Annotated in this window: 21 protein-coding genes and 1 other RNA gene; 15 read left to right on the top strand and 7 right to left on the bottom strand. The window is 71.2% G+C overall.

Annotation, left to right across the window (positions count from 1 at the left end; all coding sequences use genetic code 11):
- Positions 1–59: 59 nt before the first annotated feature.
- From IEY30_RS16850 to IEY30_RS16830, 5 genes are all read left to right on the top strand, one after another.
- On the top strand, positions 60–473 hold the full coding sequence (locus IEY30_RS16850) for a TadE family protein (protein WP_081920650.1): 414 nt from the start codon (positions 60–62) through the stop codon (positions 471–473).
- The gene (locus IEY30_RS16845; RefSeq protein ID WP_030202969.1) at positions 470–961 is read left to right on the top strand and encodes a hypothetical protein; all 492 of its coding nucleotides are present in this window, start codon (positions 470–472) and stop codon (positions 959–961) included. Before IEY30_RS16850 ends, IEY30_RS16845 begins: the two co-directional genes overlap by 4 nt.
- Positions 958–1,530: a pilus assembly protein TadG-related protein gene (locus IEY30_RS16840; protein WP_229675056.1), complete on the top strand. Its 573-nt coding sequence runs from the start codon at positions 958–960 to the stop codon at positions 1,528–1,530. The genes IEY30_RS16845 and IEY30_RS16840 overlap by 4 nt, the downstream gene beginning before the upstream one ends.
- Before the next feature lie 192 nt (positions 1,531–1,722).
- Positions 1,723–2,193, top strand: a complete 471-nt coding sequence (locus IEY30_RS16835) for a lamin tail domain-containing protein (protein ID WP_229675055.1) — start codon at positions 1,723–1,725, stop codon at positions 2,191–2,193.
- 317 nt (positions 2,194–2,510) lie between these two features.
- Positions 2,511–3,029, top strand: a complete 519-nt coding sequence (locus tag IEY30_RS16830; RefSeq protein WP_030202964.1) for a M57 family metalloprotease — start codon at positions 2,511–2,513, stop codon at positions 3,027–3,029.
- 104 nt (positions 3,030–3,133) lie between these two features.
- Here the strand turns inward: IEY30_RS16830 and IEY30_RS16825 are convergent, their stop codons facing one another.
- Positions 3,134–4,063, bottom strand: a complete 930-nt coding sequence (locus IEY30_RS16825) for a hypothetical protein (protein WP_030202961.1) — start codon at positions 4,061–4,063, stop codon at positions 3,134–3,136.
- Positions 4,064–4,191: 128 nt separating this feature from the next.
- Positions 4,192–5,415, bottom strand: coding sequence for an alpha/beta hydrolase family protein (locus IEY30_RS16820; RefSeq protein ID WP_156035479.1), 1,224 nt, complete (start codon positions 5,413–5,415; stop codon positions 4,192–4,194).
- A gap of 245 nt (positions 5,416–5,660) precedes the next feature.
- On the opposite strand from IEY30_RS16820, the gene prfB reads away from it, so the two are divergent.
- The 7 genes from prfB (at position 5,661) to IEY30_RS16785 (ending at position 13,888) form a co-directional block, all read left to right on the top strand.
- Positions 5,661–6,773 (top strand): peptide chain release factor 2, encoded by a 1,113-nt coding sequence (gene prfB / locus IEY30_RS16815; protein WP_030202955.1) that lies wholly within the window; start codon positions 5,661–5,663, stop codon positions 6,771–6,773.
- Positions 6,774–6,865: 92 nt separating this feature from the next.
- Positions 6,866–7,414, top strand: coding sequence for a hypothetical protein (locus IEY30_RS16810; RefSeq protein WP_030202952.1), 549 nt, complete (start codon positions 6,866–6,868; stop codon positions 7,412–7,414).
- 175 nt (positions 7,415–7,589) lie between these two features.
- The gene (ftsE, locus tag IEY30_RS16805) at positions 7,590–8,525 is read left to right on the top strand and encodes a cell division ATP-binding protein FtsE (RefSeq protein ID WP_030202949.1); all 936 of its coding nucleotides are present in this window, start codon (positions 7,590–7,592) and stop codon (positions 8,523–8,525) included.
- A gap of 24 nt (positions 8,526–8,549) precedes the next feature.
- Complete coding sequence (gene ftsX / locus IEY30_RS16800) at positions 8,550–9,455, top strand: permease-like cell division protein FtsX (protein WP_030202947.1); 906 nt, start codon at positions 8,550–8,552, stop codon at positions 9,453–9,455.
- A 157-nt stretch (positions 9,456–9,612) separates the two neighbouring features.
- Positions 9,613–11,115 carry a M23 family metallopeptidase gene (locus IEY30_RS16795; protein WP_229675054.1) on the top strand — a complete coding sequence of 501 codons (1,503 nt, stop codon included), beginning with the start codon at positions 9,613–9,615 and terminating at the stop codon, positions 11,113–11,115.
- 150 nt (positions 11,116–11,265) lie between these two features.
- The gene (gene smpB, locus IEY30_RS16790) at positions 11,266–11,739 is read left to right on the top strand and encodes an SsrA-binding protein SmpB (protein ID WP_030202943.1); all 474 of its coding nucleotides are present in this window, start codon (positions 11,266–11,268) and stop codon (positions 11,737–11,739) included.
- 172 nt (positions 11,740–11,911) lie between these two features.
- Positions 11,912–13,888, top strand: a complete 1,977-nt coding sequence (locus tag IEY30_RS16785) for a DUF2207 domain-containing protein (protein WP_030202941.1) — start codon at positions 11,912–11,914, stop codon at positions 13,886–13,888.
- Here the strand turns inward: IEY30_RS16785 and IEY30_RS16780 are convergent.
- A complete protein-coding gene (locus IEY30_RS16780) occupies positions 13,808–15,049 on the bottom strand; it encodes an MFS transporter (protein ID WP_229675053.1) in 1,242 nt (413 codons plus the stop codon). The genes IEY30_RS16785 and IEY30_RS16780 overlap by 81 nt on opposite strands.
- A gap of 53 nt (positions 15,050–15,102) precedes the next feature.
- Between IEY30_RS16780 and IEY30_RS16775 the strand changes: the two genes are divergently transcribed.
- Positions 15,103–15,948, top strand: coding sequence for a winged helix-turn-helix transcriptional regulator (locus tag IEY30_RS16775; protein ID WP_030202937.1), 846 nt, complete (start codon positions 15,103–15,105; stop codon positions 15,946–15,948).
- On the opposite strand, the gene IEY30_RS16770 is transcribed toward IEY30_RS16775, so the two are convergent.
- On the bottom strand, positions 15,945–16,541 hold the full coding sequence (locus IEY30_RS16770) for a hypothetical protein (protein WP_030202936.1): 597 nt from the start codon (positions 16,539–16,541) through the stop codon (positions 15,945–15,947). The two genes, IEY30_RS16775 and IEY30_RS16770, sit on opposite strands and share 4 nt — an antisense overlap.
- Before the next feature lie 147 nt (positions 16,542–16,688).
- Positions 16,689–20,063, bottom strand: a complete 3,375-nt coding sequence (locus tag IEY30_RS16765) for a pyruvate carboxylase (RefSeq protein WP_030202933.1) — start codon at positions 20,061–20,063, stop codon at positions 16,689–16,691.
- A gap of 235 nt (positions 20,064–20,298) precedes the next feature.
- Here IEY30_RS16765 and ssrA point away from each other — a divergent pair.
- Positions 20,299–20,665: a transfer-messenger RNA gene (gene ssrA, locus IEY30_RS16760) on the top strand.
- A 198-nt stretch (positions 20,666–20,863) separates the two neighbouring features.
- Here ssrA and trxA read toward each other — a convergent pair.
- Entirely contained in the window at positions 20,864–21,250 is a 387-nt protein-coding gene (trxA, locus tag IEY30_RS16755) for a thioredoxin (protein WP_030202930.1), read from the bottom strand.
- A 39-nt stretch (positions 21,251–21,289) separates the two neighbouring features.
- Positions 21,290–21,913 (bottom strand): SIMPL domain-containing protein, encoded by a 624-nt coding sequence (locus IEY30_RS16750; protein WP_030202927.1) that lies wholly within the window; start codon positions 21,911–21,913, stop codon positions 21,290–21,292.
- Positions 21,914–21,983: 70 nt separating this feature from the next.
- Between IEY30_RS16750 and IEY30_RS16745 the strand changes: the two genes are divergently transcribed.
- The gene (locus IEY30_RS16745; protein ID WP_052358996.1) at positions 21,984–22,361 is read left to right on the top strand and encodes a VanZ family protein; all 378 of its coding nucleotides are present in this window, start codon (positions 21,984–21,986) and stop codon (positions 22,359–22,361) included.
- Positions 22,362–22,520: the final 159 nt, after the last annotated feature.

The following is a 22,520-nucleotide window of genomic DNA, read 5'->3' as shown; positions in this document are numbered from 1 at the left end:
TCCGCCGCCGTTCGCGGGCCGCGGCGGGCAGGAGCCGTCCGGAAGCCTGCCCTCCGGGCGTGCGGACCGCGGGCCCAGACCGCGAGGGAGGCTCTGCCGTCGCGGAGTTCGTGATGGTGGCAGCCCTCCTGCTCTTCGTCGCGATGGGCGTCTTCCAGCTCGGACTCGCGCTGTACGTCCGCAACACCCTGATCTCGGCTGCGTCCGAGGGGGCGCGTTACGGCGCTCGGGCCGACGCCCAGCCCGGCGACGGGGTGGGGCGCACCCAGGCGCTCATCACCTCCTCCCTCAGCTCGTCGTTCGCGCAGGACGTCAGCGCGACGCGTTCCGTGACGTCGTCGGGGGTGCGAGTCGTCGAGGTGCGGGTCACCGCGCCCCTGCCGGTCATCGGGCCGATCGGACCCTCCGGTGCGCTCACCGTCTCCGGTCGTGCCTTCAGCGAGGAGCAGGTCGTCTCTGGGGCGAGCCGATGATCCGGGTACAGGACGTCGTCGTCCGAGCAGCAACCCGTCGCGCCCGCGAAGACGCCTCGGGCCCCGCAAGGGGCGACGATGGCCGCGCGATCCTCGAGTTCATCTTCCTCGGCATCCTGCTCCTCCTGCCGCTGACCTACCTCGTCCTCACCGCGGCTCGACTGCAGGCCGCGTCCTTCTCCGCCTCGCTCGCCGGGCGTGAGGCCGGGCGCGCCTTCGTCACCGCGCCGACCGATGACGAAGGGTATGCCCGGGCGAGGGTCGCTGCGGCGCTGGCCTTCTCGGACTTCTCCTTCGAGCAGGGCTCCCAGGTGTCGGTGTCGTGCGACGGTTCACCCTGCCTGCGTCCCGACGGGTCCGTCACGTCGACGGCGAGCATCGCCGTCCAGCTGCCACTGGTGCCCGACTTCATCGCCGCCCACGTGCCCACGTCCGTGACCATCACCTCGACCCACGTCGCCTCCGTCGACAGGTTCGTGGCCCGATGACTGCCCGTCGGACGCGGACGTATGCCGCATGGCCCTGTCGCCAGGCGCCCTGGCTCGCGCTGCTGCTGCGGCACGTGCACGGGCTGACAGCCCGGTGGTCGACGATGCGGAGGAGGCTCGAGCCGGCCGGTTCCGGCGACCGGGGCCAGATCGGGGTGCTGGCGCTCGGCCTGTTCGTGCTCGCGACCCTGCTCGTCCTCGGAGCGGTCGACGTCACCGCCGCCCAGCTGGCCCGGATGCGCCTGCTCGACACGGCCGACTCGGCTGCGCTGGATGCCGCCGACGCGCTCGACGAACGCGCGGCCTATGAGGGTGGCGTCCTCGACCAGCTCGCCCTGACCGACGAGTCGGTGGCGCAGGCCGCCGGCGCGCACCTCGCCCGCACCCCGATGCCGCCCGGGATCACCTCGTGGTCGGTCGTCCCCGACACCGGCACGAGCGACGGAGCGACGGCGGTCGTCACCCTCCAGGGCACGGCGACCCTGCCGATGAGTGGCTGGGTGCTCGATTCGCTGGGCGGCAGCGTCACCATCACGGTGACCTCCCGGGCGCGCGCGCCGCTACGGTGAGTCTTCCGCGCAGATCCGGCAAAACGGTCTCGCGCCAGTCGAATCCGCACTAGCGTCCGTCGTCGACGACTGAGCCGCTCCTCATCCCATGTGTGGCGGCCAACGCGTCGAGACAGCAGCGATGGCGTCGTCCCACGGACGGCGCCATCCGAACGTGCCGCGGCCAGGAAGCCGCCGAGAGACAGGGATTCGATGCGCAAGACCCTCACCACCATGCTCACCAAGGGCCTCGTCGCCACCACCGGCCTCGGCCTCGCCGTGGCGGCCCCGATCGCCGCCGCAAGCTCGGCGCAGGCCCTGCCGGCGATCATGATCTACAAGGTCCAGTACGACTCCCCGGGCTCCGATACCGGGAGCGACACGAGCCTCAACGCCGAGTACGTCGTCATCAAGAACACGACGCGCAGCAACCGGGTCCTCACCGGCTGGACCCTGCGCGACAAGACCGGCTACACCTACCGGTTCCCGACCTTCACCCTCAAGGCCGGGGCGTCCGTCACGGTCCACACCGGGCGCGGGTCCGCGACGTCGACCCACCGCTACTACAACAAGTCCTGGTACGTCTGGAACAACACCGGCGACACGGCATACCTCAAGAACGCCTCTGGCACGACGGTGGACACCTGCACGTGGAAGGGCGCCGGCACCACGAAGTACTGCTGACGCCGCCGCACCTCTCGGAGGCCCGCCCCCGCACTCGGGAGCGGGCCTTCGCCGTCCGGTGCCCGCCCCTCGGCGGCCGGCGGCGCCCGCCGCACCGTGGCTGGGCCTTCGCTGGGAGGTTGTCCCACCACGCGGTCGGCAAAGGTCAAGAGATCGTCAAAAACGTCTCATCTGCCCACGAAGTCGATAATTTGGACAAACAGCGCCAATCCCTCGAGGCCACCACCCCCGGTGGTCTCGGCGTGTGTTCACACCACCCGCATGGAGCCACCGAAGTCCTGAGCCCCCAGCACGTCCCCCACAGCAGGAGAAGGCACATGAAGCGGATCATCTTCGTCGCCCTGGCAGCCGTCGGTCTCGCCGTCGGCGCAGCAACGCCGTCGCAGGCTGCCAAGCCGGCCCCCACCGTCAACCCGGCCTACTGGGGCCACTGGACGAGCCCCGCCCTCGTCTACGACGCCACCGGAGGCAACAACTCCTACAAGGTCTCCGAGGCGGTCTCGGAGTGGCGCAAGTCCGGCTGGAACGTCAGCATGACGACCGACTCCACCAAGGCCAACATCAAGGTCGTGCCCGAGCAGCCGCTGAGCGGCGCGATCGGTGAGGCCACCCTCGTCAGCAGCGGCAGCGTCATCACCGGCTGCACGGTCAAGCTCGGCCCGGCCTTCGCCAACGAGCTGTACTCCGAGCACATGGCCATCCACGAGCTCGGCCACTGCGGCGGGCTGCCGCACTCCACCTCGCTCAAGAGCGTCATGTATGCCGCGACGAGCTCGGGCACGGCCATGACGAAGCCCTCCGGTCAGGACATCCAGTGGATGGCCGGCAACTACTGATCGAGACGCACTACTGCTCGGGGGAGCTTGCACCGCAACGAGATCGGGCCCACGGCGTCTGCCGTGAGCCCGATCCGTGTCTCAGCGGTCTCAGCCGACCACCGTCACGGGGTGAGTGACGTCAGGTAGGCGTGCTGGAACCGGAACTGGCGCATCGTCGCGTCCTTGTACTGGTCCGAGCCGGACTCGAAGTTGACGTAGACCCAGTCGCTGGCCGGGCCCGCCGCTCCGCGGGGCACGTTGACGATGCCCTCGCTCATCGGCGGGATCTCGATCGAGCGGCCGTACTTCCCCGTGCTGATCTTCTTGAACTTCAGCTGGCTGTAGCAGTTGCGGCCGTAGGAGGTGCTGAAGATGTAGTGGCCGTCGGCGACGACGGCGCCCTGCACGCGGGTCGGCGTGCTGATGGCCACCGGGGTGCCAGTGGGGGCCTGGGTCGAGGTGAGCTTGTAGCGCCACATCGTCGACGAGCCGGTCAGTGCGTCGCTGAACGAGCCGACGTAGAGGTAGCCCCCGGAGGCGGTGTTGTACGAGCTCGCCTTGACGCCGTAGGACCCGTTGGTCTTGAGGGCCGTGTTGTGCGGCGCCAGCTCGAGCGAGCGCAGCGAGAACCGGAAGAGGTTCTTGCCGTTCGAGCTCGTCGAGAGCAGCAGGCTGCCGCCCGCGACGGAGACACCGCCCATGTGGCCCTTGATCTCGGCGCCGTCGGAGTACTGCACGAAGACCCGCTTGATCAGCGTGCCCGTCGAGCGGTTCTTGACAGCCAGCATGTTGCGGCCCGGGAGCCACGTGTCGTCGCTGAGCGAGGTGATGATCCAGTCCTTGGCGGGCCAGTACGCCACGCCCTGGGAGACGTAGTCGGTGTTCGTGTACGGGATGGTCGTCCCCACGTCGAAGTGGCTGTTGAACCACGACAGCCCCAGACGCGGCGGACACGTGACCGCCGCCGTCGATGTGGAGGCGGCGACGACTCCCATCGGTGCGACGAGCCCGACGACCGCGACGAGCCGTACGAGCGCAGCACGAATGCGCATACCCCTGTCCTTCCCCTGATGTCCTGCTCCTGCCGGACGGCCGAGCGGTCGTCCGGTGCGGGCATCCTCACCCGCTGCGGCGGCCTTGGCAATGGGGAGGCCTGCCCGTCGGGGCCGACGCTCCGTCTTCAGCGGGCGCGCGGCTTGAGGAACCCCACGACCTCCCCGTCCCACCGGTACATGTCGAAGTTCCACGACTCGGCGTGCAGCGCCTTGGGGAACTCGACGAGCTTCACGAGGCCCGGCTTCGCGTCACGCAGCTGCTCCGACGTCGTGACGGGCACCGTCGGGTCGGCGGTCCCGTGCAGCACGAGCGCCGGGACGGTGAGCCAGCTCGTGTCGTCGAGGTAGTCGACGGCCGACCAGTCGACGTCGTAGCGCACGGCGGCGATCCGCTCGGCCACCCAGATGATGCTTCCCGGGACGGGCAGGCCTCCGGGGAGAGCCGACCCCGCGCCGTTGGACACCATCTGCGAGAGCGAGAGCATGGGGCAGTCGAGCAGCACGGCCGTAACGACGCCGCGACGCGAGGAGTGCTCGAGGAAGGCGGCGACGACGGCGCCACCCATCGACTGGCCGGCGAGCACGACGCGCTTCATCCCCTGCCCCTGGGCCCAGGCCACGGCCGCGTTGAGGTCATGCCACTCCGTGGCGCCGTACTGCAGGCGTCCCGTGGGGTCGGCCGGAGCGCCGTTGTCGTTGCGGTAGCTGATGAGCAGGGCCGGCAGGCCGGCCCGGTGCGCCGACTGCACGAACCGGAGCCCGTCCATCCGCGTCCCGTTCTGACCGTGCACGAAGATCGCCACGGTCCTCACCGAGGGCTTCGGTCCCGGCACGAACCACGCGGGTGCGCCGGCGATGGTGACGGTGCGGGTCCTGAGCCCGAGCGTCTTCGACGGGTCGCCGACGTAGTAGGCGCGCTCCATGGCCGCGCGCTGGCCGGCCTTCGGGGCCTTGCCGGTCACGACGTCGAGCGGCCGGGTGACGGTGCCGTCGGGGTTCACCACGGCCGGACCGACGTGCCCGGAACCACCGGCCCACGTCAGCCCGTAGGAGCCCGGCGCCTCGAAGTTGGCGGCGGCGTCGACTCCTCGGCGCAGCGTGACGCGGTCGCCGGCGACCGACACGACCTGCGCGTCGTCGAAGGCGGGCGTCATCGTGCCGGGGTTGGCCGCAAGGGCGTCGCTGGCGATGCGTCCGGCGAAGTACCAGCCGCCGGCGACGTGCACGGCGAGGAGCAGGACGAGGATCGCGCCGACCCACCACCGCCACCGGTGCGAGCGCCGGGGCGCGGGAGCGGGCGCCGTCCCGACCTGGGTGCGTGGCCGCTCGGGCGCCGGCATGACGGTCATCGCGCCCACCTCCTCCTGCGTCCCCTTCGCGCCGGTGTGGGACTGCGGACGCGCAGCGGTCCCCGTCCGAGCGTGACGCGGTCCGGGGGCCGGCGGCAGGGTCGAACGTCCCGCCCGACTCCTTGCGTATGCGTTCGCCCGGGTGTGGTGCGCGGCCGACCGAGGTGCGCGCTCGGTCCACCGACGTGCGCGCGGGGCGCCGGGCGTGCGCGAGGCACCTCCGTGCTGCCGTAGGCTGCTGCCTCGTGGCTGTTGACTTCACGCAAGAGATCAAGGACCTGCGCGCGACGATGGATTCGGTGCGCGGGGTCACGAACCTCGACGAGCTCGCCCGGACCATCGACGAGCTCGAGCAGCAGGCCTCAGCCCCCGACCTCTGGGACGACCCCGACGCCGCCCAGCAGGTGACGAGCGCCCTGAGCCGCGCCAACTCCGAGCGCGACCGCGTCCTCGGCATGGACGCGCGCATCGAGGACCTCGAGACCCTCGTCGAGATGGGCCAGGAGGAGCACGACGCCGCCACCCTCGAGGAGGCCGAGCGCGACCTCGCCACCCTGAAGAAGGACGTCGGCGAGCTCGAGGTGCGCACCCTGCTCGCGGGCGAGTACGACGAGCGCGAGGCCGTCGTCACGATCCGCGCCGGCGCCGGTGGCGTCGACGCCGCCGACTTCGCCGAGATGCTCATGCGCATGTACCTCCGCTGGGCCGAGCGCCACGGCTACCCGACGAAGGTCATGGACACCTCCTACGCCGAGGAGGCGGGCCTGAAGTCCGCCACCTTCGAGGTCAACGTGCCCTACGCGTTCGGCCACCTCTCCGTCGAGGCCGGCACGCACCGCCTCGTGCGGATCAGCCCGTTCGACAACCAGGGCCGTCGCCAGACGAGCTTCGCGGCCGTCGAGGTCATCCCGCTCATCGAGAGCGACGACTCGATCGAGATCCCCGAGAACGAGCTGAAGATCGACGTCTTCCGCTCGAGCGGTCCCGGAGGCCAGAGCGTCAACACGACCGACTCGGCCGTGCGCATGACGCACCTCCCGACCGGCATCGTCGTGTCGATGCAGAACGAGAAGAGCCAGATCCAGAACCGCGCGGCCGCGCTGCGCGTCCTCCAGTCCCGCCTGCTCCTGCAGCGCAAGGCCGAGGAGGCCGCGGTCAAGAAGGAGATGGCCGGCGACGTCAAGGCGAGCTGGGGCGACCAGATGCGCTCCTACGTCCTCAACCCGTACCAGATGGTCAAGGACCTCCGGACCGAGTTCGAGACGGGCAACCCGAGCGCGGTCTTCGACGGTGACATCGACGGCTTCATCGAGGCCGGGATCCGCTGGCAGATCGGCCAGAACCGCCAGCAGGACTGACATTCCGGGCGATCCAGCCTTTCGACGGGCGCGGGAGCCCCACCGCTCGTAGGGTCGGGCCAGCATCCGAACCCGCCCGAGAGGTTCCGCCCATGTCACCCCTCCACCGCCTGGGCGCGGCCGTGGCCACCCTGCTGGCCTCGACCGTCGTCGCCGTTGCCCTCGCCTCGTCGGCGTCGGCCGCACCCGTCGCGCGCTCCGCATCGTCCGCACCCACCGCAGCGACCGTCTCCGCCACGTCCACCGCCTCCACCGCGTCCATGGCGTCCACGGCGTCCGTGCCGTGCAGCAGCGTCCGGCAGATCGGCGACAAGAAGGTGGTCAGCGACCTCGGCATGTCGGCCTTCACGGTCCGCCAGTACATCGGCTGGTGCCGCGACGCCGCCGGCTCCGCGTGGATGAACTTCGCGTCCGTCTACGTCTGGGACCAGTACCACGCCCGCGGCTTCGCCTACCGGTCGTCGGCCGGAGTCGCCGTGCGCGGGGAGCCCGAGACGCGCGGCTTCACCACGAGCGCGAACCGCCAGCAGCTGAGCTACTCCGCGCCGGTGCGCACGACGACGTCGTGCACGCAGGGCTGGGGCAAGCTCGTCCGCGCGGGCTCGGAGTCGGCCCAGGGCCTCAGCTCGCTCGTCTGCTGACGCGCGTCCCTCGGGGCCGCCACGCCGGGCCCCGGTGCTTTCCCGGTGATTCGCCCGGGTGCCCGTAGCCTCGTAGGCGGTTCGTGCACGCCCGCCGACGTATGCCGGCACGTGCCCACCCAGCCCAGCCGCTGTCCCGCTGACGCCCAGCCCAGTACGAGTCGAGGCACGCCGCATGATCCTCTTCGAGAACGTCACGAAGACCTACCCGCGGACCACGCGTCCGGCGCTCGACGACGTCAACCTCGAGATCCCTCGCGGCGAGTTCGCCTTCGTCGTGGGCACGTCCGGCTCGGGCAAGTCCACGCTGATGCAGCTCGTCATGAAGGAGCAGGACGCCACGCGCGGTCGCATCCTCGTGGCCGGCCGCGACCTCGATCGGCTGCCCGAGCGCAAGGTCCCCGCCCTGCGCCGCGAGATCGGCTGCGTCTTCCAGGACTTCCGCCTGCTGCCCAACAAGACGGTCTTCCAGAACGTCGCCTACGCGCTGCAGGTGCTCGGCAGCAGCCGAGCCCGCATCCGCCAGACGGTCCCCGAGACGCTCGAGCTCGTCGGGCTGGCGGGGATGGAGAAGCGCCTGCCGCACCAGCTCTCCGGTGGTGAGCAGCAGCGCGTCGCCATCGCTCGCGCCTTCGTCAACCGGCCGCCGATCCTGCTCGCCGACGAGCCGACCGGCAACCTCGACCCCGACACGAGCCTCGGCATCGTCCAGCTGCTCGACCGCATCAACCGCACGGGCACGACCGTCGTCATGGCGACGCACGACACCGTGACCGTCAACGCCATGCGCAAGCGCGTCATCCGGCTCGACCGCGGGGTGCTCGTCAGCGACATGGAGGCGGGCGACTACACGACCGGCTCGATCCCGCGCGTCCGGCTCGAGGAGGAGACCTCGGCCCGTCCTGCGGACGCGCCCGAGGTGCCCGACGGCTACGACGACGGCGACCCCGCGGCATACGACCACGGCGACGCCGCCCAGGCACCCGGCGCACCGGGCGCACCCGACGAGCCGTCGGTCACGATGCCGCCCATCGGCCGCGACGAGGACGCGCCACGGGCCAGGGGCGGGATCTTCCGCCGGCACAAGGCAGTCCAGACCAGCGACCGCTGAGCGCGAGACGGAGCGAGACACGACATGCGATTCCAGTTCCTCCTCGGCGAGATCGGCAACGGCCTCCGGCGCAACCTCTCGATGGCCGTCTCGGTCGTCATCGTCACGATGATCTCGATGTACCTCCTCGGGCTCGGCCTCATGGGCCAGCGGCAGGTCGACACCATGAAGGACTACTGGTACGACCGCGTCCAGGTCACGGTCCTGCTCTGCGCCGAGAAGACCCGCTTCACCAACTGCGCGGGCGAGGCGACGACCGACGCGCAGCGCACGGCCATCAAGGCCGAGCTCGAGGCCCTCAAGCCGACGGTCAAGGAGGTCTACTACGAGTCGCGCGACGAGGCCTTCGACCGCTTCAAGCAGACGTACAAGAACTCCCCGCTGGCTCGCGCGGGGGAGTCGTACTTCGCCGACTCCTACCGGGTGAACCTCAACGACGCCGGCAAGTTCGACGTCGTCGCGAGCTCGATCAAGGGCATGCCGGGCGTCGCCGACGTCCAGGACCAGAAGAAGCTCCTCGAGAAGTTCTTCACCTTCATGAACACCGTGTCGTGGGCGGCCATCGCGCTGTCCTCGCTCATGGTCCTCGCGGCCGTCATGCTCATCTCGACGACGATCCGCCAGACCGCCTTCAGCCGGAGGCGCGAGACGGGGATCATGCGCCTCGTCGGGGCCTCGAACTTCACCATCCGGTTCCCGTTCGTCATGGAGACCGTCCTGTCGAGCGTGCTCGGCGCCGTGCTGGCAATGGGCATGCTCTGGGCCACGGTGCGCTACGGCGTCGTCGGCTTCCTCAGCCAGACCCTGACCGACACGGCGTTCATCGGGGTTGCCGACGTCTACTACGTCGCGCCCTTCGTCGTGCTCGGCGTCGTCGTGCTCTCCAGCCTCACCTCCTGGGTGACGCTGCGCCGCTACCTCCGGGTCTGATCCCTCGCACTGACCCCTCGCACTGACCCCTCGTTCGGGGCAGTTTCACGGTTTCCGCTCCCACATCGGGGCGGTGGCGTCATGCTGACCGCGGCCGAAACGCGCGATATCTCCCCAACGCGAGTGACCTGTGGTACCAATGGAGCATATGTGGCTCATGAGGCGTTCTGAGAAGGGCGGTCCCGCGACCAGGCTGACGGCCGCGGGGCTCGTCGTGGCGTGCTCCCTGTCCGTGGGCACGGCCCTCGTCGCGCGTGCCGACTCCGTGTCGGACCAGAAGAAGCGCAACGACCAGAAGATCGCGGCGCTCGGCCAGCAGCTAGAGGGCACCAACGCCTCGCTCGCCCGGGCCTACGTCAACCTCCAGCGCACCAACGCGGCGCTGCCCATCGCGCAGCAGCGGGTCGTGGCGGCCCAGGGAGCCCAGGCCCGTGCGGTCGCGGCGCAGGCGGCGGCCGAGGCCACCGAGGCGCGCGCCATCGACGCCGAGGCCAAGGCCCGAGCCCACAACGAGGCCGTGGCCCAGCGCCTGGCCGTCGCCCAGGCCAACGAGCAGCGCGCGAAGGAGCAGCTCGCCAAGAGCTCCACCGACCTCGTCTCGAGCCAGGACGCGCTCGACTCCTACGCCGCCGAGGTCTTCCAGGGCGGCGACCAGGAGTCCCAGCTCGGCATGGTGTTCGGCTCGACGTCCCCGCAGGACTTCGCCAACCGCCTCGTCATGGCCGACACGGCCAGCGCCGTCGCCAGCGACACCATCGACACGCTCGCGGCGATGACCGCCGACAACACCTCGACCCGCTCCTACCTCACGGCGGTGCGCGGCGAGATCGACGACCTCAAGCGTCAGGCCGAGGCGGCCCTGCGCGGCGCCGAGGCGGCCGCGGCTGCGGCCACCCAGGCCAAGAACCAGGCCATCGTCGCCAAGAACAACGCGGTCACCGCCACCCAGAACGCAGCAGCGGCCCGGACCCAGCTCGACCAGCTCAAGGCCAAGCAGACGGGCTACGCCGCCGACCTCGCGGTCCAGCGCAAGAACGAGGCCGCCGACCTCGCCTCAGCGCGTGCCGAGTCGGCCCGCCTCCAGGCCATCCTCGTCGAGCAGGCCCGCAAGGCCCGGATCGCCGAGCAGAAGCGCCTGGCCAAGCTGCGTGCGCAGCGCGAGGCCAAGATCCGCGCCGAGCGCGCCAAGGCCGCCGCGGCGAAGAAGCGCGGCCAGGTCTACGTGCCCAAGACGCCGCCGCCCGTGCAGAGCGACAACACGCCGTCGAACTACCTCAGCTACCCGGCCATCGGACCCACGACGTCGGGGTTCGGCATGCGCTGGCACCCCGTGCTCCAGAAGTGGATGCTCCACGACGGCCTCGACTGGGGCATCGCCTGCGGCACCCCGGTGTATGCCGCGGCGCCGGGCTCCATCGTCCGCGCCGGCTGGCGCGCCAGCGGCTGGGGCAACCAGGTCGTCATCGACCACGGCATCCACCGCGGCGTCGACCTCGTGACCACCTACAACCACCTGACGAGCATCGTGAAGTTCAGCGGGTCGGTGAACCGTGGCCAGCTCATCGGCTACTCCGGCACCACGGGCTACTCGACGGGCTGCCACCTGCACTTCGGGGTCTACGAGGACGGCACCCCGGTCAACCCACGCAAGTGGCTCTGAGCGGCGCCGCCCCAAGAAACCGACTCTGAGTCGGACTGCCCTTCGGGGTAGCGTTGGTGCGCTGACCCGCGCCGTGCGGTGACGGCAGACCACGCACCTCGCGCACGCCTCGTGCGCAGAGGTCGCAGACCCGAGTCGGAAGGACGTCCGGTGCCCAAGGAGAAGGGGCGGTCGCTCATCGCGAGCAACCGCAAGGCCCGACACGACTACCTCATCGACGACACGTTCGAGGCCGGCATCGTCCTGTCCGGGACCGAGGTCAAGGCTCTGCGGATGGGGCGCGCCTCGCTGGTCGACGGCTTCGCGATGTTCACGGGCGACGAGCTCTACCTCGAGAACGTCCACATCCCCGAGTACCTCAACGGCACGTGGAACAACCACGCCCCGCGGCGCAAGCGCAAGCTGCTCCTGCACCGGTCCGAGCTCGAGAAGATCGCGCACAAGACCCGCGAGAGCGGTCGCACCATCGTCCCGCTGTCGCTCTACTTCAAGGACGGCCGCGCCAAGGTGGAGATCGCGATCGCGACCGGCAAGAAGGAGTACGACAAGCGGCACGCCCTGCGCGAGCGCCAGGACACCCGTGAGGCCCAGCGGGCGATGAGCGCGGCCAACCACCGCCGCTGACCCGCCGCTGACTTGCCGTTGGCCCGCCGTCGCCGGGCTGCCGTCGTCGACCGGCGGTCGTCGTCGACCGGCGGTCGTCGGCTGCGCGACACGCTGGCGCGCGGCCGGAACCGTGCGCCCGCGCACCGCGTCCGGTGTCAGGATGGAAGCACCGACGACGTGGAGGACCCCGATGGCTGGATCGACCCGCTCGCTGCGACCGAGCGTGAGGCAGGGCCGTCGGCTCGGCGTGCTGGGCCTGCTCGTCGCTGCCGCCCTGCTGCTCCTCGCACCGTCGAGCACGGCGTATGCCGCGGGCGACGAGGGCATGGACTCCTTCGTCGCCGTCTACGACGTGCAGCGCGACGGCAGCATGAAGGTCACCGAGACGATCACGTGGCGCTTCCCGTCCGGCGAGCGGAAGCACGGCATCTTCCGCGACATCGTCGTGCGGATGGGGTGGAACGACGAGGAGAACCGCTACCGCTACTACGACCTGACCGACGTCGCGGTCTCGAGCCCCAGCGGGGCTCCCGACGCGTTCCGGGTCAGCGACATGGGCGCCTCGCGCGAGATCCGGATCGGGTCGTCGAGCGAGTACACCAGCGGCACGCAGGTCTACAAGGTCAGCTACACGCTCCACAACGTGCTCAACCCGATCACGGCGGACGGCAAGCCGGCCACGGACTCGAGCCAGGCCGACACCGTCGAGCTCTACTACAACGTCTTCGGCACCAACGAGATGACGGCCCGCGACCGCGTCTCGGTCACCGTCAACGCCCCGACCGGGTCGACCAAGGTCGCCTGCTACCAGGGGGTCAGCCGCTCCGACACGCCGTGCCGGTCCACCTCGGGTGACCCTGCGACGTTCTCAACCGACGCCCTCGCTCCGGGTGACGCGATGTCGGTGCTCGCCTCCTACCCGGCCTCCGCCTTCGGTGACGTGCGCGCCGACGTGCGCCAGGGCGACTCCGGCGCCTCGGTCGGGTCCGAGGCCGCTCCGGCCGCCAACGCGGCTGCGTGGGCCGGCGCCATCGGCGCACCGGTGCTCGCGCTGGCCGTCATGGGCGCCCTCGTGTGGACGCGCGGACGCGACGAGCGCTACGCGGACCTCACCCCGGGCCTGTCGCCGGCTTTCGGCACCGGGGCCACCGGCGACGGCACGCCAGCAGCAGCCACGGTCCGTGGCGGGTCCACCACCGTGGCGGTCCAGTTCCAGCCGCCTGCAGGCGTCCAGCCCGGCATGGTCGGCACGATCATCGACGAGACCGCCAACCCCATCGACGTGTCCGCGACGCTCATCGACCTCGCCGTCCGTGGCTTCCTGCGCATCGAGGAGATCACCGGTGAGGGTGTCTTCAGCCGGACCGACTGGAGCCTGACCCGGCTCGCGCCGCCGGCGGACGAGCGCCTGCTGCCCTACGAGCGACAGCTGCTCGACGGCATCTTCTCCACCCGGGGCGACGTCGTGCGCCTGTCGGAGCTGAAGAACACCTTCGCGAGCACCCTCAAGCGCATCCAGGGCGCGATGTACCAGGAGGTCGTGACCCGAGGGTGGTTCCGCTCCTCGCCGCAGACCCAGCGCGGCGCGTGGCAGGGCCTCGGCCTCGTCATCGCAGCTCTGGGCGGCCTCGTCCTCTTCTACGGCCGCCCGGCCATCAGCGCGATCCTCGGCGGCGGGTTCAGCGGGGGAGTGGCGCTGGGCATCGGCCTCGTCGTCGCGGGCCTCATCGTCTGGGCCCTCGGGGGCCGCATGGCTGCCAAGACCGCGGAGGGCTCCGCCGTGCTCGCGCAGTCGCTGGGGTTCAAGGAGTACCTCACCACCGCCGAGGCCGGCCAGATCGAGTTCGAGGAGGCGTCCAACGTCTTCAGCCGCTACCTGCCGTATGCCGTGGTGTTCGGTGTCGCCGACCGGTGGGCCCAGACGTTCGCCGACGTCGCCAGAGCCGCCGAGGCGGCCAACCAGCCGCTCATCATGCCGACCTGGTACGTCTGGAGCGGCAACGCCTTCCCGGACTTCACGAGCATCGCCGCCGGCGTCGACTCGTTCTCGACGACCTCGACCGGCACGTTCACCTCGACGCCGGGCTCATCCGGCTCGTCGGGCTTCTCCGGCGGTGGCGGCTTCTCCGGCGGTGGCGGTGGCGGGTCGTCCTCCGGGTCCTGGTAGCCGCGCGCCGACACGACCGGCGGCGAGGGCGAGCACCACGCCGACGCCCGCCACGACGCCACAGAGCGGCCACAGCAGTCCCGGCGACGCGGCATACACGATCCCGCCGAGCGGCGCCGAGAGCATGGTGCCGCTCGTCGCGGCTCCCGTGTAGAGCCCCTGGAACTGCCCGACGAGATGCGGCGGCGCCGCGTCGAGCACGTGGGCGGTGGCGGTCGTCTTGTAGAGGATCTCGCCGGCGGTCAGCACCACCATGGCCACGACCGCCGCGACGGCGACACCGAGCCCCGTGAAGCCGAAGATGACGAATCCGACTGCCACTAGGGCGTATCCGGTGGCGATGACAGGGATCGCCGGCCGGTCGCGCAACCACAGGGCGACCGGGATCTCGAGGGCCAGGATGAGACCGGAGCCGATGGCGACGAGCAGGGTGTAGAGCGCGAGCGGCTGGCTGTGGTCGCGGAGGTGGAGTGGGAGGGTCGAGTAGAGCTGGCGGTAGACGAGGTCGACGAGCACGACGCCCGCCAGGAGCAGGAGGAGGGAGCGGTCGGCCCGGACGGCCCGCCAGAGGCCGGTCGGGGCATCGCGCTCCCGCGCCACGGGCGCCTCGTCGGGCAGGAAGCGGGACGTGACGTGGCGCAGCACGAGGGTGAGCACGCCGTCGAGCACGAAGAGCGTGTCGTAGCCGCGGGTGGCGAGCAGCGCCCCGACCGGTGGCCCGATGACGAAGCCGGCGTTGGAGGCAGCACGGCTGACGGCCACCGACGACCGCCGCGACCCGGCCGGCACGGCGAGGGCCGCGAGCGCTCCCTGGCCCAGTGACGCGATTGCGCCGAGGTAGCCGGTGACGGGCATCGTCACGGCCAGCAGCCACACCGGCTGCCACGGGATGAGTGCCGTGAGGACGCCGACAACGCTCGCCGCGAGCAGCAGGACGCGCCGGTGACCGTGACGGTCGCCGAACCGCCCACCCGTGAAGTTGCCGAGCAGCGCCCCGACGCCGTTCGAGCCGGCGATGATCCCGGCCGGGACGACGCCTAGGCCGCGCGGCCCGGTGAGGTAGAGGACGAGGAAGAGCATGAGGAAGGCGCTGGCCGAGCTGACGAAGCGCCCCGCTGCCAGCACCCAGACGACGCGCGGCAGGTCCCTGAGATCTCTCACCGGGTCATCAGACCATAGTGAGTCTCTTTTGGAAACCCGGTTAGGATGAGGACATGACGAGGCGGCACGCACGCCCCGACGACCCCTGCGGCATCGCCCAGGCCGTCGGCGTCCTGGGCGACCCCTGGAGCCTTCTCGTGCTGCGGGACGTCGCCGGGGGGCGGACCCGGTTCGAGGCGCTCGTCGCCGAGACGGGCATCTCGCGCAAGGTGCTGACCCAGCGCCTCGAGGCGCTCGTCGCCGACGGCCTCCTCGAGCGCCGCGCCTACTCCGAGCGACCGCCCCGGCACGAGTACGTCCTCACGGCGCTGGGCCGCGGCGCGCTGCCGGTCCTCGGCGCCCTGCAGGAGTTCGGTGACACGTGGCTGCTCGGCGACGGCCGTCCGGACGCCGGAGCCGCCACCGACTCCAACGAGGCCGCCAGGGTGGCAGCACTCGTCGGCACGCGGGTCCCTCGCCTGAGCGCCCTCGACCCCGTGACCGAGCAGCCCCTCACCGTCGTCTACTGCTACCCCGGCAACGCCTTCCCCGGGGCCGACGAGATCCCCGGCGGCATCGGCTGCACCCTCGAGTCGTGCACCTACCGCGACCGGCTCGGGGAGTTCGCGGAGCTCGGGGCCGCGGTCGTCGGGGTCTCGACCCAGCGGCCCAGCGAGCAGGCTGCGTTCGCCGAGGCCAACGGCCTGCGCTTCCCGCTGCAGTCCGACGCCGACCTCGAGCTGACGACCGCTCTGCGGCTGCCGACCTTCCGTGCCGGCGGCACGACCCGCCTGAAGCGCCAGACCCTCGTCGTCGACCGGGACCGGGTGGTGCGCGCAACGCTGTTCCCGATCCCCGACGTCACCGGCTCGGTGGAGGAGGCCCTGCGCCTCGTCCGTGGGCTCGCGACGGCTTCCTAGCCCACCCGGCGCAGGGTGCCGCTCGTGCCGCCGTCGTAGCCGGTGCGGTAGCTGAGCACGTCGTCGCCCAGCACGAAGTAGTCGCCCCCGCCGGGCCGCAGGGCGCACGACGCCGAGCTGTCCGGGGTGAAGGAGCCGGTCGCGAAGTCGAAGGAGGGCCCGTCCTCGATCGCGACGAGGGTGATCGCGCCGACGCACGGCAGCGCGTCGGTCGTCATCGTCCCGCACGGGCGGCCCTCGGCGCACGAGCCCGTCACGACGAGCGTCATCGTGTAGCGCACCGACCCCGACCTCGCGGGGCCCGACCACGTGCCTGTCAGGCGGTCGAGCAGCGCCGACTGGGGTGCCGGTGCGGGCGCCGGGGTCGGGGCGGGGGTCCGGGCTGCGGCGCGGGGCGACGTAGCGACCACCTGCTCCTGGGCGCCCTGCTGTCCGCCCGCGGGCGGCAGGAAGTGGGTCAGCAGCGTGACGGCGGCCGTGATCGCCGCGGCCCCGAGCGCCGTGACGGCCGCCCACCCGCTCGCGCTGAGCCCTCCGCGCCCCTCCGGGCCTGACGGTCCTGGGTCCGGGCGCGGCTCTTCGAGATCGCCCACGAGGCACCTGCTTCGGTCTTCCCCCGAGACTACGAGCGTAGCCACGCCCGGGCCCGGCCACACGAGAACGGGGCGTATGCCGTCAGGCGGGCTGACGGCATACGCCCCGTTCCGCTCGTGCGTCCGGTGGGGACGGGTGCCTCGTCGTCAGCCGATGACGACGAGCAGGTCCCCGCCCTCGACCTGCTGCTGCGTGCCGATGGCGACGCGGGAGACGGTGCCCCCGGCGGGGCTCGTGATGTTGGCCTCCATCTTCATCGCCTCGATCGTCGCGACGACGCCGCCGGCCTCGACGGTGTCGCCCTCGGCGACGGCGAGCGTTACGACGCCGGCGAAGGGGGCGGCCACCTGGCCGGCAGCCCCGGGGTCGGCCTTCTCGGCGGACTTGACGTCGGCGTCGACGGAGCGGTCGCGCACCTGGATCGGTCGGAACTGCCCGTTCAGCGTGCACATCACGGTGCGCATGCCCTTGGGGTCCGCCTCGCCGACGGCCTGCACCCCGATGAGCAGCCGCTTGCCCTGCTCGATCTCGACCTCGTACTCCTCGCCCTGCTCGAGACCGTGCAGGAACTCGACGGTGCCGAGCACCGAGAGGTCGCCGTAGGACTCGCGCGAGGACTCGAACTCCTTCGTGGGGCCGGGGAAGAGGAGCTGGTTCAGGGTGCGCCTCGGCGACTCGACGAGGGCCTGCTCCTGCTCGGGGATCAGCTCGGTCAAGCGCGGCTTGGACCGGCGGCCGGCGAGGGCCTTGGTGCGGAACGGCTCGGGCCAGCCGCCGGGCGGGTCGCCCAGCTCGCCGTTGAGGAAGCCGATGACCGAGTCGGGGATGTCGTACTTCTGCGGGTCGTCCTCGAAGTCCTTCGGGTCGGCGCCCGCCCCGACGAGCGCGAGCGCGAGGTCACCGACGACCTTCGAGCTCGGGGTCACCTTGACGACGTTGCCGAGGATGCGGTTGGCAGCGGCATACATGTCCTCGATGGCCTCGAAGCGGTCACCGAGGCCGAGGGCGATGGCCTGCTGGCGCAGGTTGCTCAGCTGGCCGCCCGGGATCTCGTGGAAGTAGACGCGTCCGGTGGGGGAGTCGAGCCCCGACTCGAACGGGCGGTAGAGGTGGCGCACGGCCTCCCAGTAGGGCTCGAGCGCGAAGACGTGCTCGATGTCGAGCCCGGTGGGCCGGTCGGTGTCGTCGGTGGCCGCGACGAGCGCTGACAGCGAGGGCTGGCTCGTCGTCCCCGCCATCGTCGCGGTCGCGGCATCGACGGCGTCGACCCCGGCGTCGATGGCGGCGAGCAGGGTGCCGATCTGCCCGCCGGCGGTGTCGTGGGTGTGCAGGTGCACCGGCAGGTCGAAGCGCTCGCGCAGCGCTCGGACGAGCCGGGCGGCGGCCGGCGCGCGCAGGAGTCCGGCCATGTCCTTGATGGCGAGCACGTGGGCGCCGGTGTCGACGATCTGCTCGGCGAGGCGCAGGTAGTAGTCGAGCGTGTAGAGCTTCTCGCCCGGGCTCATGAGGTTGCCGGTGTAGCAGAGCGCCACCTCGGCGACCGCGGTGTCGGTGGCGAGGACCGCCTCGACGGCCGGACGCATCTGGGAGACGTCGTTGAGGGAGTCGAAGATGCGGAAGATGTCGAGCCCGGTGCGAGCCGCCTCGTGCACGAAGGCGTCGGTGACGGCCGTCGGGTAGGGCGTGTAACCGACGGTGTTGCGCCCGCGGAGCAGCATCTGGAGCGGGATGTTGGGCATCGCCTCGCGCAGGGCGGCGAGCCGCTCCCACGGGTCCTCGGCGAGGAAGCGCAGGGCGACGTCGTAGGTCGCGCCGCCCCAGGCCTCCATCGACAGCAGCTGCGGTGTCAGGTGCGCGACGTGCTGCGCGACGTGGAGAAGGTCGCGCGTCCGCATGCGGGTCGCGAGGAGCGACTGGTGGGCGTCCCGGAAGGTCGTGTCGGTGACGGCGACGTCGTTGGCCTCGCGCAGGGCCCGCGCGAAGGCGGCAGGCCCGTCGGCCGTGAGGCGGTCGCGGGCGCCCGGGGGCAAGGGAGCGTCCGGCAGCTGGGGGAGCTTGGTGCGTGGGCGGACCCGCGTCGTGACCGGGCCGTTGGGCTGGTTGACCGTGACGTCGGCGAGGTAGGTGAGCAGCCTCGTCGCGCGGTCGGCACTGACGCGCGCCGCGAGCAGCTCGGGGCGCTGGTCGATGAACGACGTCGTCGCCAGGCCGTCCTGGAAGACGGGGTCGCTCAGCACGGCCTCGAGGAAGGGGATGTTGGTCGAGACGCCGCGGATGCGGAACTCCGCGAGCGCCCGTTGCGCCCGGCGGACCGCGATGGGGAACGTCATTCCCCGGCAGGTGAGCTTGACGAGCATCGAGTCGAAGTGCGCGCTGATCTCCGCGCCGACGAAGACCGTGCCGCCGTCGAGGCGCACGCCGCTGCCGCCCGCCGAGCGGTAGACCGTGATCGTCCCGGCATCGGGACGGAAGCCGTTCGCGGGGTCCTCGGTCGTGATGCGGCACTGGAGTGCGAAGCCCTTGGTGCGGATGTCGTCCTGCCGCAGACCCATCGACGCGAAGGTGTCGCCCGACGCGATCTGCATCTGCATGACGACGAGGTCGATGTCGGTGACCTCCTCGGTGACCGTGTGCTCGACCTGGATGCGGGGGTTCATCTCGATGAAGACGTAGCGGCCGTCCTCGCCGAGAAGGAACTCGACCGTGCCGGCGTTGACGTAGCCGATCGAGCGGGCGAAGGCGACGGCGTCGGCGCACATCCGGGCGCGGGTGTCGGCGTCGAGGTTGGGCGCCGGCGCGATCTCGACGACCTTCTGGTGGCGACGCTGGAGGGAGCAGTCGCGCTCGTAGAGGTGGACGACCTCGCCCGTGCTGTCGGCCAGCACCTGCACCTCGATGTGCCGCGGGTTGACCACGGCCTCCTCGAGGTAGAGCGTCGGGTCGCCGAAGGCCGACTCGGCTTCGCGCTGGGCTGCCTCGAGCGCGTCGCGCAGGCCCTCGCTGGACTCGACCCGGCGCATCCCTCGTCCGCCGCCGCCGGAGACGGCCTTGACGAAGACCGGGAAGCCGATCTGGGCGGCCGCCGCCTCGAGGGCGTCGAGGTCGGTGCCGGGCTCGGAGCCGCGCAGCGTCGGCAGGCCGGCCTCGCGCGCGGCCGCGATGGCCCGGGCCTTGTTGCCGGTCAGGTGCAGCACGGACGCCGGCGGTCCGATGAAGGTGATGCCGGCCGCCTCGCACGCCTCGGCGAGGAGGGGGTTCTCGGAGAGGAAGCCGTAGCCGGGGTAGATCGCGTCGACGTCGGCCTCGACGGCCTTGGCGACGATCGCCTCGTGGTCGAGGTAGGCGCGGACCGGGTGGCCCTCCTCGCCGATCTGGTAGGCCTCGTCGGCCTTGAGCCGGTGCTCGCTCTTGCGGTCCTCGTAGGGGAAGACGGCCACGGTCCGGGCGCCGAGCTCCGTCGCGGCCCGGAAGGCTCGGACGGCGATCTCGCCTCGGTTGGCGACGAGAACCTTGCGGAACATCGGACCTCCAGGGTGCGGGGCGACGGGGTGGTCCGCGTCGACCACGGTCGGAAGCCTAGTGGTGGGTCCGGCCGGTGCGAGTCGCGGGAACGGCGGAAGGGCGGGGAGCGGGCGCGGGGACACCCCCGGGAATGGCTTGGACCGCCCGAGCGTTCCTCCTGCATACTGTGTTCTCCACCTCGGTGGAGCGCAGGGTTGCTTGACAAGAGAACAGCGTGACGTGGACACCCCTCATGGGGGTGATCGGTTTCGACGGTGGTCGACACATCAGGAGAAGCGGGTCGAGGATGCAGGGTTATCTCGTAAACGCTCCCTGTAAACCAATAGGTGCCAATTCCAAGCGCACCGACTTCGCCCTCGCCGCCTGAGCGAGCCTCGAAGTCTGTCAGCCTGAGCTAGTTTCCGACTCAGTGCCTGGCATCAGCTAGGAAACTTGCTGCGCAGTCATGTTGGGGGACTGCGCGGGACTCCTACTCAACTGGGCCTGTCAGGGGACGCGTGCGTGCGAGCCCTGGGGCCGAGAAAAGCCATAGCGCACTGCACCCGGAGAAGTCCTGGTCTCTCGTCATCGGACGCGGGTTCAATTCCCGCCACCTCCACCACTTCCGTGGTGGCCACGTCACGCCGTTCGCTCGTCAGCAGCACGGAGGGCGTCCCGTTCGCGGGACGCCCTCCGTGCGTATGCCGTCAGGCCGGTCGTGCGCCTGCGCAGCCGTGGTGTCGTACCGAGGACAGACGAACGCGGTGGATCCCCGGCGCTGGGTGCCGGAGATCCACCGCGTCGTGAGTCAGCGGGTCGGTCAGGCCTGCTCGGTCGCGCCGGCGGCCTCTGCGGCCATCTGCTCCTTGATCGGAGCCATGTCGAGGTTCTTGACCTGCTCGATGACGTCCTGCAGCGCGGACTGCGGCAGCGCGCCGGGCTGGGCGAAGACGAGCACGCCCTCCTTGAAGGCCATCAGGGTCGGGATCGAGGTGATGTTCGCCGCGGACGCGAGGGACTGCTCGGCCTCGGTGTCGACCTTGCCGAACACGATGCCCTCGTTGTCACCACTCTGCGAGGCGGCGTCGTAGACGGGGGCGAACTGCCGACACGGGCCGCACCAGGACGCCCAGAAGTCGACCAGGACGATATCGTTGTCGAGAACGGTCTTCTCGAAGGACTGCGCGGTCAGGTCAGTGGTAGCCATATCTGTCCCAACGGATCGTGCGGGACGGGTATTCCGACGTCAGCGCAGCTCCCACGTCACGGTGACGGAGGCGCCGAGGTCGAGGTCGCCTCCCTCGACCGGCATGCCTCCGGCAGCGGCCGCCACCGCCATGACCTTCATCTCACGGCCTGCGAAGACCGGGACGGCGCCCGTCTCGGCCACCCCGAGGACGGCGCCGAGCTGCGCGCCGGAGAGGGCGGCATACTGCTCCGCCTTGTCGTGGGCGTCGGCGAACGCCGCGTCGCGGGCGCGTCGCAGCCCGTCGCTGCGGTCGGACACGTCGAGCCGCACCTGGTCCACGAGGAGCGCGTTGCCGACGGCCGCCGCAGCGGCCTCGAGGATCTCGCCGACCGACTCGAGGCGGCGCACCGTGACGGCGAGCCGCTGCTGGGCCGTGAAGCCGACGGCCGTCCCGGTGTTGTCCCACCGCTGGTTGACCGCGGCGTCGAGCGTGCGGATGTCGGCGTCCGCGACGTCGTGCTCGCGGATGACCGACCCGACCGTCGTGATGCCCGCGGTCGCGCCGGCGAGCGCTGCGGCGACGTCGGCGGCGTCGTGACCGACCCGCAGGTCGAGCCGCACGACGTCGGGGGAGACGGCCGCCCGGCCGGTGCCGGTGACGGTGACCGTGCGCTTGCCCATGGGGATCCCTCTCGTCGCGGCGGGCCGATGGGTCCGGGCCCTCGTCGCAACCTACCTAGACTGCGGTGTCATGACGAGCCTCCCGCGACGGTCCGCCCCCGCCCCACGGCTCGTCGCCGGCTTCGCAGGCTTCGCCGTGGTCGCCGTCGTCGTCCAGCTGCTCGCGCTCTACTGGCCGGTCGTCACCGTCGAGGGCCCCGTCAGCTGGACCGACAAGGTCGTCCACCTGCTCGTCTTCGCCGTGCCGACGTATGCCGTGGGGCGCGCTCTCGGGTCCGTGCGCACCGCGGTCCTGGTGTTCGCGGTCCACGCGCCGGTGAGCGAGCTCGTGCAGCACTTCCTCCTCCCCGGGCGCTCCGGCGACGTGTGGGACGCCGTGCTCGACCTGCTCGGCGTCGCGCTGGGGGCCGCAGCCCTCGTGGTCGGGGCCATGCGGCGTCGCTGTTAGACTGGGGGACATCCGACTCCGAGGTCTCCTCGGATCACGACGGAAGAGATGGCGCCGGGGATGCCCGGCGGGCAGGCTCGTCCGACGGGGTGACACCCCCACCGGAAGCCCGCGCAGACGGCGCGGCCCGGCACTGACGCGGAGCGGATGCGATCGCCG

It is taken from the genome of Terrabacter tumescens (assembly GCF_014646815.1).
GTDB lineage: Bacteria > Actinomycetota > Actinomycetes > Actinomycetales > Dermatophilaceae > Terrabacter > Terrabacter tumescens.
Note: the sequence above shows the minus strand (reverse complement) of the source record. Positions and strands in the feature narration are given on the sequence as shown.